Genomic DNA, 16396 nt, shown 5'->3' with positions numbered 1-16396 from the left:
AACGCGCCGCCGCCGGACCTCAGTCCAGCACCTGCAGGGCGAGCATGCAGGCGGCGGTGCCGGAACCGACCGACAGCAGCAGAGTGCGGAAGGCGAGGTGGGCCGCCACCGTCACGGCGGCGCCGATGGCCTGGGCCAGCGGCACCGGGGCGGCGGCGGCGCCGAGGCGCCAGGCCATGTGCAGCACCAGCACCGCGAGCACGGCCGGCGGGAACAGCTCGGCGAAAAGGCGGCGCAGCGCCGGGCCGGCGATGCGCGTCCCCACCACGAAGGGCAGGAAGCGCGCCGCGGCGGTGGCCAGCGCCATCAGCAGGGCGGTGATCAGCACGGCGGTCATGGCCGGCGCGCGCCCCCACGCTCGACCACCACCACCGCCACCAGGGCCACCGCCAGCGCCGGCAGCAGCGTGCCGGACGGACCCAGCACCAGAAGCACCGCCGCCGCCGCGGCCGCCGCGACCATCGCGGCCAGGGCCTTGCGCCGGGTGCGCATCTGTTCGACCAGCAGCACCAGGAACAGCGCGGTCAGCGCGAAGTCCAGCCCGGCCACCGCGCCGGGCAGGACGCTGCCCAGGGCGGCGCCCAGCGCGCAGCCGGTCACCCAATAGACCTGGTTGAGCAGCGCCACCCGCCACAGCAGGCCCGCCGCGTCCGGCCCTGCCGTCTCGCCCGGCGGGACGGCAGCCAGCACCGCGTAGGTCTCGTCGGTCAGGGCGAAGGCGAAATAGGCCTTGGCCGCACTCCAGCCGGGAAAGCGGTCGAGGAAGGCCAGGCCGTAGATGGCGTGGCGGGCGTTCAGGACCAGGGTCGCCAGCGCCACCTCCACCGGCCCCTGGCCGGCCGCCAGCATGCCCGCGGCCATGAACTGGGAGGCGCCGGCATAGACCAGCAGGCCCAGCAGCGGTGCGCCCAGGGGCGGCAGCCCCTGCTGCACCCACAGCACGCCGAAGGCGATGCCGATGGGGACGTAGCCCACCAGGATCGGCAGGCTCAGCACCCCGGCGCGGCGCCACGGGTCCGGCCGGGCGGGGGCGGCCCCGTTCACGCCGCCCCCCCGCGCGCGGCGCGGCGCAGCGGCAGCAGTTCCACCGCCAGGATGCAGGCCAGCATCAGGGCGCAGCCCGCCAGCGCGGGAGCGCTCAGGCGCTCGCCCAGCACCAGGGCGCCGGCCAGCGCCGCCACCACCGTCTCGCCGCTGAGGATGATGGCGGCGTCGGCCGGGGCGGTGTGGCGCTGCCCGACCACCTGCAGGGTGTAGGCGATGCCCACCGACAGCAGCCCGGCGTAGGCAACGGTCCACCACGCCTCCAGCAGCGCGGCCGGCCCGGTGCTTTCCAGCGCCGCGGAGGTGGCGGCGCCCAGCACGCCGCACACCGCGAACTGGCCGGCGGCCACCACCAGCGGCGCCCCGGTACGCCGCGCCATGGCGCCCACCAGCAGGACGTGGATGGCCCAGAAGACGGCGCCAGCGATCACCCACCAATCCCCCTCGGCGACCGTCACGGCACCGGCGCCGCTGAGCAGCCAGGCCGCGGCCAGGCAGCCGGCGGCGGCCGGCCACACCACCGGGTGGGGCGCCTGGCCCAGCGCCAGCAGCCCGATCAGCGGCACCAGCGGCACGTAGAGGGCGGTGAGGAACCCGGCGTTGGCGACGCTGGTCGCGCCGATCCCCACCTGCTGCAGCAGCGAGCCGAGGAACAGGGCCACCCCCGTGGCGGCGATGCCCAGCCGGTCCCGGCCATCCAGCCGGCGCCGCCCCGGCGCCGGGCGCAGCGCGAACGGCAGAACCGCCAGCGCGCCGACCACGAAGCGGGCGCCGGTGAAGGCCATCGGCTCCACCGTGGCGTCGGCGATGCGCTGGACGACGAAGGTGGAGCCCCAGATCACCGCGGTCAGGGTGAGCAGCAGGTTGGCGTGCAGGCGGCTCATGGGAACGGGCGGGCGGGGTCGCGGTGGATCGCGGTCACGGTGGCGTCGCCCTCGCGGGCGACGCCGCGGTACATGCCGCCGGTGTCGAAGGGCAGGGCGACGGCGCCGCTGCGGTCGACGGCGATCAGGCCCCCGTCCCCGCCGACCCGCGGCAGCTTGGCCAGCGCGCGGTCGGCGGCGGTGGCCAGGTCGAGGCCGCCATAGGCCATCATGGCGGCGAGGTCGTGGGCGGTGACCGCGCGCATGAAGCCCTCGCCGGTGCCGGTGGTGGACACGGCGACGGTGGCGTTGTCGGCGTAGCAGCCGGCGCCGACGAGGGGGGAATCGCCGACCCGGCCCGGCCGCTTGTTGGTCAGGCCGCCGGTGGAGGTGGCCGCCGCCAGGTTTCCGGCCCGGTCCAGCGCCACCGCGCCGACGGTGCCGCGCTTGCCGTCCGGGCGGATCGGGTCGGCGTCCCCGCGGGACGGGGCGTCGGCGTCGTGGTCGAGCGTGGCGCCGCGCCCGGCGGCCTGGACGCGGCGCAGCTGGTCCAGCCGCTCCGGCGTGGTGAAATAGGCGGGCTCCACCAGCGGCAGGCCCTCGGCCGCCAGGAACCGCTCCGCCCCGGCGCCGATCATCAGCACGTGGCCGGAGCGCTCCATCACCAGCCGGGCCCCGCGCACCGGGTTGCGCACCCGGGCCACCCCGGCCACCGCCCCGGCGGCCAGCGTGCGCCCGTCCATCACGCAGGCGTCCAGCTCGTGGGTGGCGTCGGCGGTCAGCACGGCGCCGCGGCCGGCGTTGAACAGCGGGCAGTCCTCCAGCCGCATCACCGCCTCGCACACCGCGTCCAGCGCGCCGCCCCCGCCCTCCAGGATGGCGCGCCCGGCCTCCAACGCGTCGCGCAGGGCGGCGTGGGTGCGGGCGGCGCGGGCGTCGTCGAGGGCGTGGCGGGCGATGGTGCCGGCGCCGCCATGGACGGCAAGGACATAGCTGGGCATTGGGGTTCGGAGGCGGGATTCGGAAACGGCGTTTCGGAAGCAGGGGCGGGGAGGGGGATCAAACCCGCATCCGGCGCGCGCCGCAACCCGGAAAGCGGCGGGCCGTTGCAGCCTAAAAAATAGGCAAACCGTTCCGGCCCTTATCCCCTGGGATCATTCACGGAGTCGTCCCGGAATCACTCACAGGCTTTTCCGCACCTTCTGGGGATATCTGACGAAGGGCGGTGGGCCTTGCGCTTTCGCGCTATGTCATCGGGCGAGCCAGCCGCCGTCGACCGGCAGGACGGTGCCATGGACATAGTCCGCCGCCGCGGACGCCAGGAACACCGCGGCCCCGCCGATGTCGGCGGGAACGCCCCAGCGGCCGGCGGGAATGCGCTCCAGGATCGCACCGTCGCGCACCGGGTCCGCGCGCAGCGGTGCCGTGGTGGCGGTGTCGATGTAGCCCGGCGCGATGGCGTTGACGTTGATGCCCAGGGGGGCCCATTCGTTGGCCAGCAGCCTGGTCAGCCCGGCCAGGCCGCTCTTGGCGGCGGTGTAGGACGCCACGCGGATGCCGCCCTGGAAGGACAGCAGGGACGCCACGTTGATGATGCGGCCGCGCCGTCCCGCCGCCAGGGCGTGGCGGGCGAAGGCCTGGGCCAGGAAGAAGGCCGATTTCAGATTGACGTCCATCACCGAGTCCCAGTCCTCCTCGCAGAGGTTGAGGGCGGCGACGCGGCGGATGGTGCCGGCGTTGTTGACCAGGATGTCGAGGCGCCCCAGCCCGGCCACCGCGGCGTCGACCAGGGGGCCGGTGCCGCCGGGGTCGGAGAGGTCGGCGACGAGGGGGAGGAAGCGGCGGCCGCAGGCTTCCACCCTCCGCCCCGTCTCGTCGGGCGGCGTGCGGCCGGCGGCAACAATGTCGGCGCCGGCCGCGGCCAGGGCGCACGCGATGCCCTGGCCGATGCCGGTGTTGGCGCCGGTGACCAGCGCCACCGTGCCGGTGAGGTCGAAGGGTGACGCGATCATGTGCGGTGCCTCCGACTCAGGGCATGAACTGGCCGCCGTTGACGTCCAGCACCTGGCCCGTCACGTAGCCGCTGCAGGCGTGCGAGGCGAAGAACAGGAAGGCCGGGGCGCAGTCCTCCGGCGTGCCGATCCGGCCCATCGGCATGGTCCGGCCGATCGCCGCCTTGGTGTCGGTGTCCTTGTCGGCGTGGAACGCGGTGTCGATGACGCCGGGGGAGACCATGTTGAAGCGGATGCCGTCCTTGGCGTGGAAGGTCACCCAGTTCTTCTGGATGTTGTGCAGCCACGCCTTGGCCGCGCCGTAGAGGCCGGCGCCCGGGCCGCCGCCGGTGTAGCCGGCCACCGACCCCACCGAGATCACCGCCGCGGTGGTCCCGGAGGCCGCGGCCGAGGCGCGCAGATGGGGCACGGCGAAGCGGGTCATCATCAGCGCGGAGCGGGCGTTGAGGTTGGCCACCGCGTCGAAGAAGGCGTCGTCGATCTCCTCCAGCGGGGTGCGGCCGACCAGGCCGCCGGCGTTGTTGACCAGCACGTCGAGGCCGCCGAAGCGGGCGACGAAGGCCTCCACCAGCCCGGCGCAGGCGCCGCTGGCCGCGACGTCGGCCGGGAAGAAGGCGACCGCGCCGCCGGCCTCGCCGGCGATCCCGTTGAGGCGGGCCAGGGTCTGCTCCAGGTCGGCCGGCGTGCGCCGTCCGTTGATGCCGACCGTGGCGCCGGCGCGGGCGAACGCCTCCACCACCGCCAGGCCGATGCCCTGGGTGGAGCCGGTCACCAGAACGCGCTTGCCCTTCAGATCATTGAACATGCCATGTCTCTCGCAGTCGTGGTCGGTCGGGCCCGCCGCGACGGGGCGGCGGGCGGGGGGTGGCGCGCGGTCACTGACCGCTGGCCGCCGGGTCCAGGGTGGCCTCCCGCGGTGCGGCGTCGGCGCCGGCCGGGCGCGCCGGCGGGCGGGTGTCGGTGCGGTGCGCCAGGTAGCGCCGCACCAGGGGGAAGAACAGGGTGATCGCGGCGGCGCCCAGCAGCACCACGGTGATCGGCCGGGTGTAGAGGAAGTCGAGGCCGCCCTCCGACAGCGACAGGGCGCGGCGGAAATTGGCCTCGGCCATCGGCCCCATGATCAGGGCCAGCACCACCGGCGACGCCGGGAAGTCCCACTTCTGCATGAAGTAGCCGATGACGCCGGCCACCAGCATGATGCCGACGTCGAACAGGCTGTTGTTCAGGGCGTAGGTGCCGACGATGCACAGCGCCAGGATGGTCGGCGTCAGGATCGACTTCGGCATCTGCAGCACCCGGCCCATGAAGCGCAGGGAGCCCAGGCCGATGATCAGCATGACGACGTAGCAGAAGATCATGCCGGCAAACAGGGTGAACACCAGGTCGGCGTGGTCCTGGAACAGCAGCGGCCCCGGCTGCAGGCCCTGCAGGGTCAGGGCGCCGAGCATCACCGCGGTGACGGCGTCGCCGGGGATGCCCAGGGTCAGCATGGTCAGCAGCGCGCCGCCGGTGCACCCGTTGGCCCCGGCCTCGCAGGCCGCCACGGCGGTGGCCTCGCCCTTGCCGTAGTTCTCCGGCGTCCGGCTGAAGCGCTTGGCCTCGTTGTAGGCGACGAAGGCGGCGATGTCGGCGCCCGCACCGGGGATCATGCCGATGATCACGCCCAGGCCGGTGGAGCGCAGCACCGTGCCGAGCATGCGGCGGTAGACGCTCCACGGCGGGATGATCCGGCCGAGCGCCGCCGCCAGGCCGCCGCGCACCTCCGGGTGCTCCATGGCCTTGAAGGCCTCCGCCGCCGCGAACAGGCCGATCATCACCGGGATGAAGGGCACCGTGAACAGCTCGGTGAAGCCGCCGGTGTAGCGCGGGAAGCCGGCCATCGGGTCGAGGCCGACGGTGGCCAGCAGCAGGCCGAGGAAGCCGGCGATCAGCCCCTTGATGACCGACCGGCCGGAGATGCTGGCGATGATGCTCAGCCCGAACACGGCCAGCGCGAAGGATTCCGAGGCGCTGAACTCCAGGGCGAAGCTGGCCAGGATCGGCGCCATGAAGATCAGCACCAGCACCGACCCGGTGCCGCCCAGGAAGGACGAGAAGGTGGCGGTGCCCAGCGCCAGCCCGGCCTCGCCCTTCAGCGTCATGGCGTAGCCGTCCATGGCGGTCGCGGCGGCGGCCGGCGTGCCCGGGATCTTCAGCAGGATGGCGGTGACCGAGCCGCCGTAGATGCCGCCGAAGAACACGCCGCAGATCATCAGCAGGCCCGACAGGGGGTCCATGCCGAAGGTGAAGGGCAGCAGGATGGCGACGCCCATGGTGGCGGTCAGGCCGGGCATGGCGCCGATGACGATGCCCAGGGCCACGCCGACCACGGCGAGCAGCAGCGCGAACGGCTCGGCCGCCAGCGTCTGCACCCCTTGGAGGAGAAGATCGAATTCGAACATGTCAGGCCTCCGCCGGCGGCTGTCCGTGCCGGATCATTCGAAGAGGCTTCCCTCGGGAAGCGGGACGTTCAGGCCGTCGACGAAGGCGACGTAGATGACCGCCGTCAGGCCGGCGGCGAACACCGCGTTCCAAAGGAGGTTGCGCCGTCCCATCAGGCGCATCAGCGCGAACAGGAAGACGGCGGTGGCGGGCAGGAAGCCGGCGTAGCCCATCACGACCAGACAGGCGACGGTGGCCGCCATGCCCAACGCCACGTTGATGTAGCTCGGGCGTTCGGCCTCCGGCACCTCGCGGGGCGGGGCGGCGGGGGCACGCACGGTGTTGACCGCCAGGATCGCGCACAGGACGATCAGGGCGACGGCGTAGATCGTCGGGAAACGGGCCGGGCCGACGTCGGTGGCCAGCCGGGTCGCCGGGAAACCCAGGGCGACGATGATGGCGGCGACGGCGACGGCGACCACCAGCGCGGCGATGACGAGGATGGCCACGCGGTCCTGGGGGCGCAGGCCGCCGTCGTCCTCGGTGGGATGGGCTTGGCTCATGGCGGACCTCGCTCGGGGGGCGGATCCCCGGCGGCGGGCCGCCGGGGGCACAGGGCCGGCTCAGGCCCCGGCGGCACGCCGCCGGGGCCGCGGGCCGGTCACTGGGCGATGCCGAGCTCGGTCATCAGCTCCTTGAAGAAGGCGTTGTCCCGCTCCATCACCTTGGCGAAACGGCCGCCGTCCGCGTAGGCGAAGGTCAGGTTCATCTTCTTCAGCTGCTCCTGGAACGCCGGCTCCATCACCGCCGCCTCGGTGGCCTCGCTGAGCGCCTCGACGACCTCCTTGGGCGTGCGCTTCGGCACCACCACGCCGCGCCACGTCGCGACGGTGACGTCGAGGCCCTTCTCCTTCAGGGTGGGCACGTCGGGGAAGGTGGTCGACCGCTCCTCGTCCATCACCGCGAGGATGCGCAGCTTGCCGGCCGCGACCTGGCTCGACACCTCGGCCGGGCTGACGGTGACCGCCTCGATGTGGTTGCCGAGCAGGGCGGTGACCGCCGGGTTGGCACCGTCATAGGGGATGTGGTTGAAGGTGGCGCCGGCCTTCTTGCCCATGGCCTCGGCGGCGAGGTGCCAGATGGCCCCGGTGCCGGAGTTGCCGATGCGCACCTTGCCCGGGTTCGCCTTGGCGTGGGCCAGGAACTCCTCGATGGTCTTCCAGGGGGCGTCGGCGTTGACGGTGACCGCGCTGGGCTCGGCGTTGAGGCGGGCGATCGGCGTGAAGTCGTCGACCGTGAAGCTGGCGAGGCCCATGTGCGGCAGCATGGTGATCTCCACCGTGCCCATGCCGATCTTGTAGCCGTCGGGGCGGGCGGCCATGATCTCGGTCAGGCCGACGGCGCCGCCGCCGCCCGTCTTGTTGACCACGCCGATCGCCTTCGGCAGATGGCGGTTGGCGGCGTCGGCGAAGGCGCGCGACACCAGGTCCGTGCCGCCGCCGGCGGAGTAGGGGACGATCAGTTCGATCTGCTTGGCCGGATAGTCCGCGGCCGAGGCGCCGGCAACCAGGCCGAAGCAGAGGGCAGCCCCGGCGAGGGCGCCGGAGACGAGACGTGAACACTTCATAGCGAATGACTCCCTTGGGTTTTGGGTGTGCGTCCGGCGCGTTCTGAGGCGCCGGGGGTGGGAAGCCGCACCGCCGCGGCGTGGGCGGAGCGGCGGGACCTCAGCCGGTCTGGAGATCCCTCCAGGCGGCGACGAAGCGTCGGGCCCGGGCGCCCAGCTCGGCGGCGGGCAGGCCCGGGGCGTAGAGGGCGGAGCCCAGGCCGAAGCCGGCGGCGCCGGCGCGGACGTAGGGCTCCATGGTGTCGGGAGCGACGCCGCCCACCGGCAGCAGGCGGGTGCCCGGCGGCAGCACGGTGCGCAGGGCCTTGAGCACCGGCGGCGTCAGCAGTTCCGCGGGGAACAGCTTCAGCGCGACCGCCCCGGCGGCCAGCGCCGCGAACGCCTCCGTCGGGGTGGCGACACCGGGGACGCAGGCCAGGCCGGCGGCGGCGGCGGCGGCGATCACCGCGGTGTCGGCGTGGGGCATCACCGCCAGGTCGGCCCCCAGCCGGGCGAGGCGCTCGACCGCCGCCGTGGTGGTGATGGTGCCGGCGCCGACCAGGGCGTCGGCCGGCAGGCGGCGGCGGATGCGGTCGATGCTGTCGTACGGCTCGGGCGAGTTGAGCGGCACCTCGATCAGGCGGAAGCCGCTTTCATAGAGGACATCGGCGGCCGCATCGGCCTCGCCCGGTGTCAGGCCGCGCAGGATGGCGACCAGGGGCAGGGCGGCGACCGCGGCGTCGAAGCGGATGGTTTGGGCGGCGTCAGGCATGGGCGTGCTCGATGTGGGGGGTGGCGATGAGTCCGGCCGCCGCGGCGAAGCGGTGGAGCCCGCCCGGCGCCGTGTTCTCCAGGAGCGCGGCGGGCCGCACCCCCAGCCGCTCCAGCGCCGTGGCGTAGCGGCGGCACAGCGCCGGGGCACCGACCAGCAGCAACGGCGTTCCCGGTGCCAGGGCGTCGCCGCCGTGGGCCAGGCCCGACACCAGCTCGTGGCCGATGAGCAGGCCGGACAGGTAGTCCTTGAGCAGGTCGGGGGCCATGCGGCGGGTGAGGCCGAGCGTGCGGGCGGCGAACATCTGGTGGGTGAGGTCGCCGGGTCCCGCCGCCCGGGCGGCGTCCAGCCCGGCGCCAAAGGCCGCGGCCGCGGCGTCGGGATCGGCGGCGGGCGCATCGGGCATCAGGCGGCCGAGGATGGAATGCTCGCACAGCAGCGCGAACAGCTCGCCCGTCATGTGCGTGGCGAAGCCGCGGATGCGGCCCTCGGCCACCCGCACCCATTTGGAATGGGTGCCCGGCAGAACCATGCACGACGCGCGCGCCCAGTCCGGGTGCCCGGCCAGCGCGCCGGCGATCTGGATCTCCTCGCCGCGCATCACGTCGGGCGCCGCCCCGGCCGGCTCGTAGAGCACACCGGGCGCGATCAGCACGCGCAGGCCGGCGGCGGTGGTCACGGCGACGGCGTGGGCCGCCAGCGTGGCGGTGTCGGCGGGGCAGGGCACGTAGGGCGCTTCCGCCCAGCCCTGGGCGCTGCCCACCATGCCGCCGGCCACCACCGGCAGCGGCGAGGCGGCCAGCCAGTCGCCGCACAGCGCGTGGAGCGCACGCTCGAACCCGTCGGCCCCGGGTGCCGGCAGATGAAGGATGCCGTGGGCGGCGGACCGCTCCGCCAGCACCCGGCCGTCCCGGTCCATGAGGTAACCCCGCAGACTGGAGGTGCCCCAGTCCAGCGCGATCAGCGCCGCCCCGTCGGGGTGCTTTCCGGTGTCCATCCCAATTCCCTCGAAACAGCGGCGGCGGTGGCGCAGACCAGCGGGCCGAGCTCCGCCATCCGCTCGTCCGGCATGTAGGGCACCGCGGTCGCCACGGAGACGGCGGCGACCACCCGGTTGCGGATGTCGCGCACCGGCGCACCGACGCAGCGGATGCCGATCTCGTTCTCTTCCAGGTCCATCGACCAGCCCTGGTCGACGTAGGATTGCAGGCGCGCCGCGAACGCGGGCCAGGGGGCGAGGCGGGGCCGCTCGGGCGCCGCCGCCGTGAGGTCCGCGGCGCGGTCGTAGAGCGCGCGCCACTCCGTCGGCGGCAGGCCCAGCATCAGCGCCTTGCCCAGCCCGGTCGAGGCCAGCGGCATGCGGCTGCCGACGCGCGAGCGCATCTCCAGCCCGCGGGTGCCGGAAATCTTGTCGAGATAGAAGACCTCCGCGCCCTCGACCACGCCCAGATGGACGGTGTCCATGGTGCCGCGGGCCAGCTCCTCGATGTGGGGGCGGGCCAGGGCGACCAGCGGGCGCTGCTCCAGCGCCTTGGTGCCGAGCGCGATGAGTTTGGGCCCCAGCAGGTAGCCGCGGTAGGGCACATGGTGCAGGTAGCCCTCGGCGACCAGGCTGCTCAGCATCCGGTGGGCGGTGCTGCGCGGGGTGCCGAGGCGGGTGGCGATCCCCTTGACGTCGCCGATGCCGTCGGCGACGCACTCCAGGAAGGCCAGGCCGCGCAGCAGTGTCTGCGTGCCCTTGACCGGCGCCCGTTCCGCCGCCTCCTCACCCTTGACGCGATCCTCGCCCATCGGACGGTCCCGTTTTTATCGTTCTGGGGACAGCCTAGGATCGTGTGGGCAATGTGTCAAATAGGAAGATGATCGCCCACATAGTGAGACATATCGAGCAACCGCGCGCCGCTCCGGCCGGGCGGGCCCGAACGGGGCCTTATGCCTAAATTTTGTGCATGTTACCGCAGGCCTTGATCCGCGTGACGATTCACCGGCTCGTCCCGGAGTCCCCCACACACTTATCCGCACCATCTGGGGATATCCCGCGATGGTCCGGGTCCGCCAGGGAGGCGGGGGGCGCATGGATGGGCTGCGTTAAGCGCATGACTTCGGCGCACGCGTAGTGCCAGGGCCGGTTCCGGGGGTCGCCGGCCCAATGGGGGTGGCCGGGGAGGATGGGGTGTCCGCAATGGCAGCAGACGGGCGGCGTGGACAGGGAATCCCCTGCCAGGGAAGAGGCCGTCGTCATCGCGAGGGGTCTGTCGTTGTGGCTGGAGATAACCGCGCGGGGAGCGGCGGTCATACGACGGCCGCGCCGCGTCCGCCATCGCAAGGAAGGGGTAGGGTTGCACCCGTGGTGGCGCGCCGCCGCACCGACGGCAGCCTCTCAGCGCAGGTCGATGGCGATGCGGTGCAGGAGGTCGATCAAACCCGCCTTGTTGTCGTGGCCGACGATGCGGTCGAGCTCGGCCGAATGGGCCTGGGCGTGCACGGCGAGCGAGCGGCGCAGCGCCTCCCCCGCGGGCGTCAGGGTCAAGGCGTGGCAGCGGCGGTCGCCGAACAGGCGATGCTTCTCCACGAAGCCGCGCCGCACGAGCTCTTCCACCACGGGGGTGAGACTCGACTTGTCGCGCCCGCTGGCGCGACTCAGCGCGGTCTGGGTGATCCCCGGGTTCTCGGCAATCAGCGCGATGTAGGCGACATGGCCGGGGTTGAGCTTGAAGCCGGCCAATTCTTCGTCGGCTGCTATGCGCTGCAGGAATGCGTGGTAGGACGCCTCCTGGGCCAGGCGCAGGTGGAAGCTGACGAGATCGGCCAGCGCGCCGAGGCGGATCTCGCCGTGTTCGGCGGCCTCTGCGCCCGCCCGCCTACGATCATATGCCATCACAAATCCCCCCCTGATCCCCGATCCTGTCCACGCGTCATTGGAATTCGTCCGGTTCTTCGCCGTTCCGCGCAGTGCAGGGTGTCGACAAAACGTCGTGCTTGATCCTTCGTGGTTCGGCCATTTGTGCATTGGTACATCGCCGGGGCCGGCGGGTATTGACAGGCTGGCACGTGATACATGAAATGACCACCGGCATCCTATCGCCAAGATAGCGGTACGGCCCGCGCGGAGCAAGCTGGTTATGCGTCCAACAGTGCGTCGTCCGAACAGATGGCCGGCCCGCCGGATCGGTGGCATGTCGTAGGCCGTGTGGCCGATGTTGAGAACTTTTTAAACCACGTCAGCGAATGCTTCGCACTTTGCGAATCGGATCCCGACCCGCTGAAGGGGTCCGAGCGTTCGAAGAAGGAGTGGGCGGATGAGCGGCAAGACGATGGGGGCGACGATGACGCCCGCCAGGCGCGGACGGTTTGGCATCGGAGGGAAGCTCCTGGTGTCGGTTGGCGCGATTTCCGCCCTTGCGGTGCTGGGGGCGGGCGTCGGCTGGCTCTCGTTCGGCACCGTCGACACCTCGCTGCGCGAGGTCACAGGGGAGGCGATACCGAGTCTGTCGGCGGCCCAGGGACTGGCGACGGAGAGCGCGCGGATCGTCGCCGTGGCGCCGGCGCTCGCCGGTGCCGCGACCCAGGAGGCCCGGGCCTATCTGCAGGAGGACCTGCTGCGCCAGCAGGAGTCGCTGACCGGGCTGATCGCCGAGGCCGAACGCCTCGGCGCCGCCCCGGACACCCTCGCCAGCCTGCGCGGCGAGGCGGACTCGATGGTCGCCAACCTGACGCGGCTCGACGCCGCGGTGGAGCGGGGGATCACCGCCAACGGCAAGGTGGCCGACGCCCTCACCGGCCTGAACGGTGCCCACCGCGCCCTGGTGGCCTTGATCCAGCCGCTGGTGGACGCACGGAGCGCGGCCCTCGAGAAGTCGAACACCGAGCTTGAGAACGGCATCACCTCCACCGCCGACCGGCTGGACAACGAGCTGAGCGCCGACCTCGTGGCGGCGTTCGAGGCGCGCATCGCGGTCATCACCATGGCGCGCGCCCTGCGCAGCGTCACCCAGGCCGGGACCGTTGCCGAGGTGAACGAGGCGATGACCCAGTTCAGCATGGCCGCCCCGAAGGCGCTGCTGGGCGCCAAGCGCTTCGCGGAGAACCGGCAGGCCGCCGATCTCGGCGGGCAGCTCGACGCGCTGCTGAAGCTGGGGGTGGCGCCGACCGACGTCTTCGCGTGGCAGCGCACCGTCCTCGACCCGGCGACGTCGGTGTCGGACCGCATCACGCTGAGCACCGACGTCGCCCTGTCGGTCGCCAACGCGGCCGAGCTGGAGGCGGCGATCGCGAACACCCTCGACAGCCTCATCGTGCGTGCCCGCGGCACCTTCAAGCTGTCGACGGTGGATCTGAAGTCCACCGCCTCCGACAGCCTGATCTGGGTGCGCCAGGATCTGGCGGCGGTGCGCACGCTTCTTGAGCTGTCGGCCTACGCCAACCTGATGGCCGGCCAGATGAACCAGGCGGGCATGGTCCCCTCGGCGGACGCGCTGGGCGGCCTGGAGACCGCCTTCACGGACGCCCGGGCCGCCTTCGAGAGCCGGCTGGCGGCGGTCGGCGGCGCCGCGGCGGGCGAGCTCGGCGACGGCGCCAAGGCGTTCCTGGACTTCGGCAGCGGCGAGAACGGCATCTTCGCCGTGCGTGCCGCGGGCCTGGCGGCCAAGGCCGAGGCGGCGGAGCTGCTGACGGCGAACGCGCGCTCGGCGGCGAACCTGAGCGCGGCCGCGGAGAACCTGGTGCGCACCGCCAAGGAGCAGGCGGCAACGGCCGCGGCCGACGCCGACAACGCGGTCGGCCAGGGGCGCGCATGGCTGACCGGCCTGGCGCTGGTCAGCGTGCTGGCCTCGATCCTGGTGGTCTGGCTGGTGGTCGGACGCCACATCGTGGCCCGGCTCACCGCCTTGGCCGAGGCCATGCGCTCGATCGCCGCCGGCAACCTCGACCACCCGATCAAGGCCCATGGCGGCGACGAGATCGCCGACATGGCCAACGCCCTGGTGGTGTTCCGCGACACCGCGCGGGAGGTGGAGGTGGCCAACACCCGGGCCGAGGAGGAGCGCAACCGCGCCACCCAGGAGCGCCGGGCCGCCATGCTGGCGCTGGCCGACGACCTCGACCGCACCATCAACGCGGTGGTCGGCACCCTGTCGTCGCGCGCCGACGAGATGCACACCATGGCCAGCGAGATGACCCACGCGGCCGAGCAGAACCGCAGCGAGGCGACGGAGGCCGCGGCCACCGCCGGGCAGACCCACGCCAACGTCGAGACCATCTCGGCGGCGGCCCAGGAGCTGTCGGCCTCGATCGGCGAGATCGGCCGGCGGGTGTCGGACAGCGCCCGCTTCGCCGGCCAGGCGGCCAACGAGGCCCAGCGCACCGACGAGACCGTGCAGACCCTGCAGAGCTCGGCCGCCGAGATCGGCAAGGTGGTGGAGCTCATCTCGGCCATCGCCAGCCAGACCAACCTGCTGGCGCTCAACGCCACGATCGAGGCGGCGCGGGCCGGCGAGGCCGGCAAGGGCTTCGCCGTGGTGGCCAGCGAGGTCAAGAACCTGGCCAACCAGACCGCCGGAGCGACCGAGCAGATCGCCCAGCAGATCTCCGCCATCCAGAGCGTGACCATGGAGGCCGCCGCCGCCATCCGCCGCATCGTGGAGACCATCGCCACCATCAACGAGATCTCCAGCGGCATCGCCGCGGCGGTCGAGGAGCAGGAGGCGGGGACGCGGGAGATCGCCCGCAACGTCGAGCAGGCGGCGACCGGCACGGTCGCGCTGTCGGGCAGCATGGAGACGGTGTCGGCCGCCGCCACCCGCACCGGCGCCGCCGCCACCCAGGTGCTGGGCGCCTCGGCCGAGGTGGCGCAGCAGACCGAGACCCTGCGTGAGGGCATCGACAAGGTGCTGCGGGAGATCCGCTCGGCCTGACGGCCTGTCGGTTTGCGGTCCGAAGGCCGGGCGGTCCCAGGGGGGCCGCCCGGCCTTCGTCGTTTCGGGCATCGCGTCAGGCGCCGTTGACGACATACCGACTGGTTGGTATGTTCCTGTCCAAGGAGGACCGCATGGTCAACGACGCCGCGAAACCGGACGCCCGGAGCAAGCTGCTCGACGCCGCCCTGACGGTGATCCGCGCCAAGGGCTATGCGGCCACCACGGTGGACGAGCTGTGCGCCGCCGCCGGCGTCACCAAGGGCGCGTTCTTCCATCACTTCAAGAGCAAGGACGCCCTGGGCGTCGCCGCGGCGGACCACTGGTCGGCGGTCACCGGCGCCCTGTTCGCCGCCGCGCCCTACCACGACCATGCCGATCCGCTCGACCGGGTGCTGGGCTACGTGGCGTTCCGCAAGGCCCTCCTGCGGGGCGGGGTGGCGGAGTTCACCTGCCTGGTCGGCACCATGGTCCAGGAGGTGTTCGAGACCACCCCCGCCATCCGCGCGGCGTGCGAGCGCTGCATCGCCGGCCACGCCGCGACCGTGCAGGCCGACATCGCGGCGGCGATGCGGCAGCGGGGGATGGCCCCGTCCTGGACCGCGGAATCGCTGGCGCTGCACACCCAGGCGGTGCTTCAGGGCGCCTTCATCCTGGCCAAGGCGACGGGCGGGGCCCAAATCGCCGCGGACAGCGTCGACCACCTGCACCGCTACATCGGGATGCTGTTCGGCGCCGCCGCACCGCCCCGCAACGAGGAGGGACCGCGATGACCGAGCTCGTCACCTGCCTGTGGTTCGACCATGGCGAAGCCCGCAAGGCCGCCGCCTTCTACGCCGACACCTTCCCCGACAGCCGCGTCGGCCGGACCAACGCCGCCGCGGCGGACTTTCCCGGCGGGCAGGTGGGCAGCGAGCTCACCGTCGAGTTCACCGTGCTGGGCCGGCCGTTCCTCGGCCTGAACGGGGGCCCGGTCTTCCAGGCCAACGAGTCCGTCAGCTTCATGGTGCTCACCGAGACGCAGCAGGAGACCGACCGCTACTGGGACGCCATCGTCGGCACCGGCGGCAGCGAAAGCGACTGCGGGTGGTGCAAGGACCGCTGGGGGTTCTCGTGGCAGATCACGCCGCGGCGTCTGATCGACCTGATGGCCGACCCCGACCGGGCCAAGGCCGGCCGGGTGATGGAGGCGATGATGACCATGCGCAGGATCGACATCGCCACGCTCGAGGCCGCGGCGGACCGCCCCACATAGGCCCGGCCCGCCGGGATGCCCCCGTCACACGGAAAGGAAACGTCCATGACGAGCACCGTCAGGCTGCACCGCGTTCTCGCCACCACACCCGACAAGGTCTTCAGGGCCTTCGTCGAGGCCGACGCCGTCGCCAGCTGGCTTCCCCCCAACGGGTTCGTGTGCACCGTGCACGGGCTCGACGCCCGGGTCGGCGGCACCCACCGCATGTCCTTCCGCAACTTCACGACCGGCGACAGCCATGCCTTCGCCGGCACCTACCAGGAGGTCGTTCCCGGAGAGCGCCTGGTCTACACCGACCGGTTCGACGATCCCGGCCCGCCGGGCGAGATGACCACGACCGTGACCATCACGGCCGTGTCGGTCGGCACCGAGCTGAGCATCGAGCAGCGGGGCATCCCGGACGGCATCCCGCCCGAGGCCTGCCACCTCGGCTGGCAGCAGTGCCTGCTCAAGCTCGCCACGCTGGTCGAGCCCGACATCCCCCGGTAGCGGCCCGGGTCGCGGCCCGGGC

17 protein-coding genes are annotated in these 16396 nt (G+C 72.8%); 4 read left to right on the top strand and 13 right to left on the bottom strand.

Annotated elements, in window-relative coordinates; translation table 11 throughout:
* Window positions 1-19: 19 nt before the first annotated feature.
* From AC6H2I_RS06850 to AC6H2I_RS06790, 13 genes are all read right to left on the bottom strand, one after another.
* Window positions 20-337, bottom strand: a complete 318-nt coding sequence (locus tag AC6H2I_RS06850; RefSeq protein ID WP_497499841.1) for an AzlD domain-containing protein — start codon at window positions 335-337, stop codon at window positions 20-22.
* Window positions 334-1044, bottom strand: coding sequence for an AzlC family ABC transporter permease (locus AC6H2I_RS06845; RefSeq protein WP_497499840.1), 711 nt, complete (start codon window positions 1042-1044; stop codon window positions 334-336). The genes AC6H2I_RS06850 and AC6H2I_RS06845 overlap by 4 nt, the downstream gene beginning before the upstream one ends.
* Window positions 1041-1928, bottom strand: a complete 888-nt coding sequence (locus tag AC6H2I_RS06840) for a DMT family transporter (protein ID WP_497499839.1) — start codon at window positions 1926-1928, stop codon at window positions 1041-1043. Before AC6H2I_RS06840 ends, AC6H2I_RS06845 begins: the two co-directional genes overlap by 4 nt.
* Window positions 1925-2908 (bottom strand): isoaspartyl peptidase/L-asparaginase family protein, encoded by a 984-nt coding sequence (locus AC6H2I_RS06835; RefSeq protein WP_497499838.1) that lies wholly within the window; start codon window positions 2906-2908, stop codon window positions 1925-1927. The genes AC6H2I_RS06840 and AC6H2I_RS06835 overlap by 4 nt, the downstream gene beginning before the upstream one ends.
* Before the next feature lie 249 nt (window positions 2909-3157).
* Entirely contained in the window at window positions 3158-3919 is a 762-nt protein-coding gene (kduD, locus tag AC6H2I_RS06830) for a 2-dehydro-3-deoxy-D-gluconate 5-dehydrogenase KduD (RefSeq protein ID WP_497499837.1), read from the bottom strand.
* Window positions 3920-3935: 16 nt separating this feature from the next.
* On the bottom strand, window positions 3936-4724 hold the full coding sequence (locus AC6H2I_RS06825) for an SDR family NAD(P)-dependent oxidoreductase (protein ID WP_497499836.1): 789 nt from the start codon (window positions 4722-4724) through the stop codon (window positions 3936-3938).
* Window positions 4725-4794: 70 nt separating this feature from the next.
* Window positions 4795-6360: a tripartite tricarboxylate transporter permease gene (locus AC6H2I_RS06820; protein WP_497499835.1), complete on the bottom strand. Its 1566-nt coding sequence runs from the start codon at window positions 6358-6360 to the stop codon at window positions 4795-4797.
* A 33-nt stretch (window positions 6361-6393) separates the two neighbouring features.
* Window positions 6394-6903: a tripartite tricarboxylate transporter TctB family protein gene (locus tag AC6H2I_RS06815; protein ID WP_497499834.1), complete on the bottom strand. Its 510-nt coding sequence runs from the start codon at window positions 6901-6903 to the stop codon at window positions 6394-6396.
* 98 nt (window positions 6904-7001) lie between these two features.
* Entirely contained in the window at window positions 7002-7967 is a 966-nt protein-coding gene (locus AC6H2I_RS06810) for a Bug family tripartite tricarboxylate transporter substrate binding protein (protein WP_497499833.1), read from the bottom strand.
* A gap of 100 nt (window positions 7968-8067) precedes the next feature.
* Window positions 8068-8718, bottom strand: a complete 651-nt coding sequence (locus tag AC6H2I_RS06805; RefSeq protein WP_497499832.1) for a 2-dehydro-3-deoxy-6-phosphogalactonate aldolase — start codon at window positions 8716-8718, stop codon at window positions 8068-8070.
* Window positions 8711-9715, bottom strand: a complete 1005-nt coding sequence (locus tag AC6H2I_RS06800; RefSeq protein ID WP_497499831.1) for a 2-dehydro-3-deoxygalactonokinase — start codon at window positions 9713-9715, stop codon at window positions 8711-8713. Before AC6H2I_RS06800 ends, AC6H2I_RS06805 begins: the two co-directional genes overlap by 8 nt.
* A complete protein-coding gene (locus AC6H2I_RS06795) occupies window positions 9679-10509 on the bottom strand; it encodes an IclR family transcriptional regulator (RefSeq protein ID WP_497499830.1) in 831 nt (276 codons plus the stop codon). The genes AC6H2I_RS06800 and AC6H2I_RS06795 overlap by 37 nt, the downstream gene beginning before the upstream one ends.
* 589 nt (window positions 10510-11098) lie before the next feature.
* On the bottom strand, window positions 11099-11596 hold the full coding sequence (locus tag AC6H2I_RS06790; RefSeq protein ID WP_497499829.1) for a MarR family winged helix-turn-helix transcriptional regulator: 498 nt from the start codon (window positions 11594-11596) through the stop codon (window positions 11099-11101).
* Between the two features lie 421 nt (window positions 11597-12017).
* Between AC6H2I_RS06790 and AC6H2I_RS06785 the strand changes: the two genes are divergently transcribed.
* The 4 genes from AC6H2I_RS06785 to AC6H2I_RS06770 all read left to right on the top strand — a co-directional run bounded on the left by AC6H2I_RS06785 (window position 12018) and on the right by AC6H2I_RS06770 (window position 16374).
* Window positions 12018-14630, top strand: coding sequence for a methyl-accepting chemotaxis protein (locus tag AC6H2I_RS06785; protein ID WP_497499828.1), 2613 nt, complete (start codon window positions 12018-12020; stop codon window positions 14628-14630).
* Window positions 14631-14740: 110 nt separating this feature from the next.
* A complete protein-coding gene (locus AC6H2I_RS06780; protein WP_497499827.1) occupies window positions 14741-15403 on the top strand; it encodes a TetR/AcrR family transcriptional regulator in 663 nt (220 codons plus the stop codon).
* Window positions 15400-15885, top strand: a complete 486-nt coding sequence (locus AC6H2I_RS06775) for a VOC family protein (protein ID WP_497499826.1) — start codon at window positions 15400-15402, stop codon at window positions 15883-15885. Before AC6H2I_RS06780 ends, AC6H2I_RS06775 begins: the two co-directional genes overlap by 4 nt.
* Window positions 15886-15930: 45 nt before the next feature.
* A complete protein-coding gene (locus AC6H2I_RS06770; RefSeq protein ID WP_497499825.1) occupies window positions 15931-16374 on the top strand; it encodes an SRPBCC family protein in 444 nt (147 codons plus the stop codon).
* The last annotated feature ends 22 nt before the right edge of the window (window positions 16375-16396 follow it).

It is taken from the genome of Azospirillum sp. NS33, from assembly GCF_059703765.1.
The sequence above is the reverse complement of the archived record's forward strand: the minus strand, read 5'-3'. Positions and strand labels throughout refer to the sequence as shown.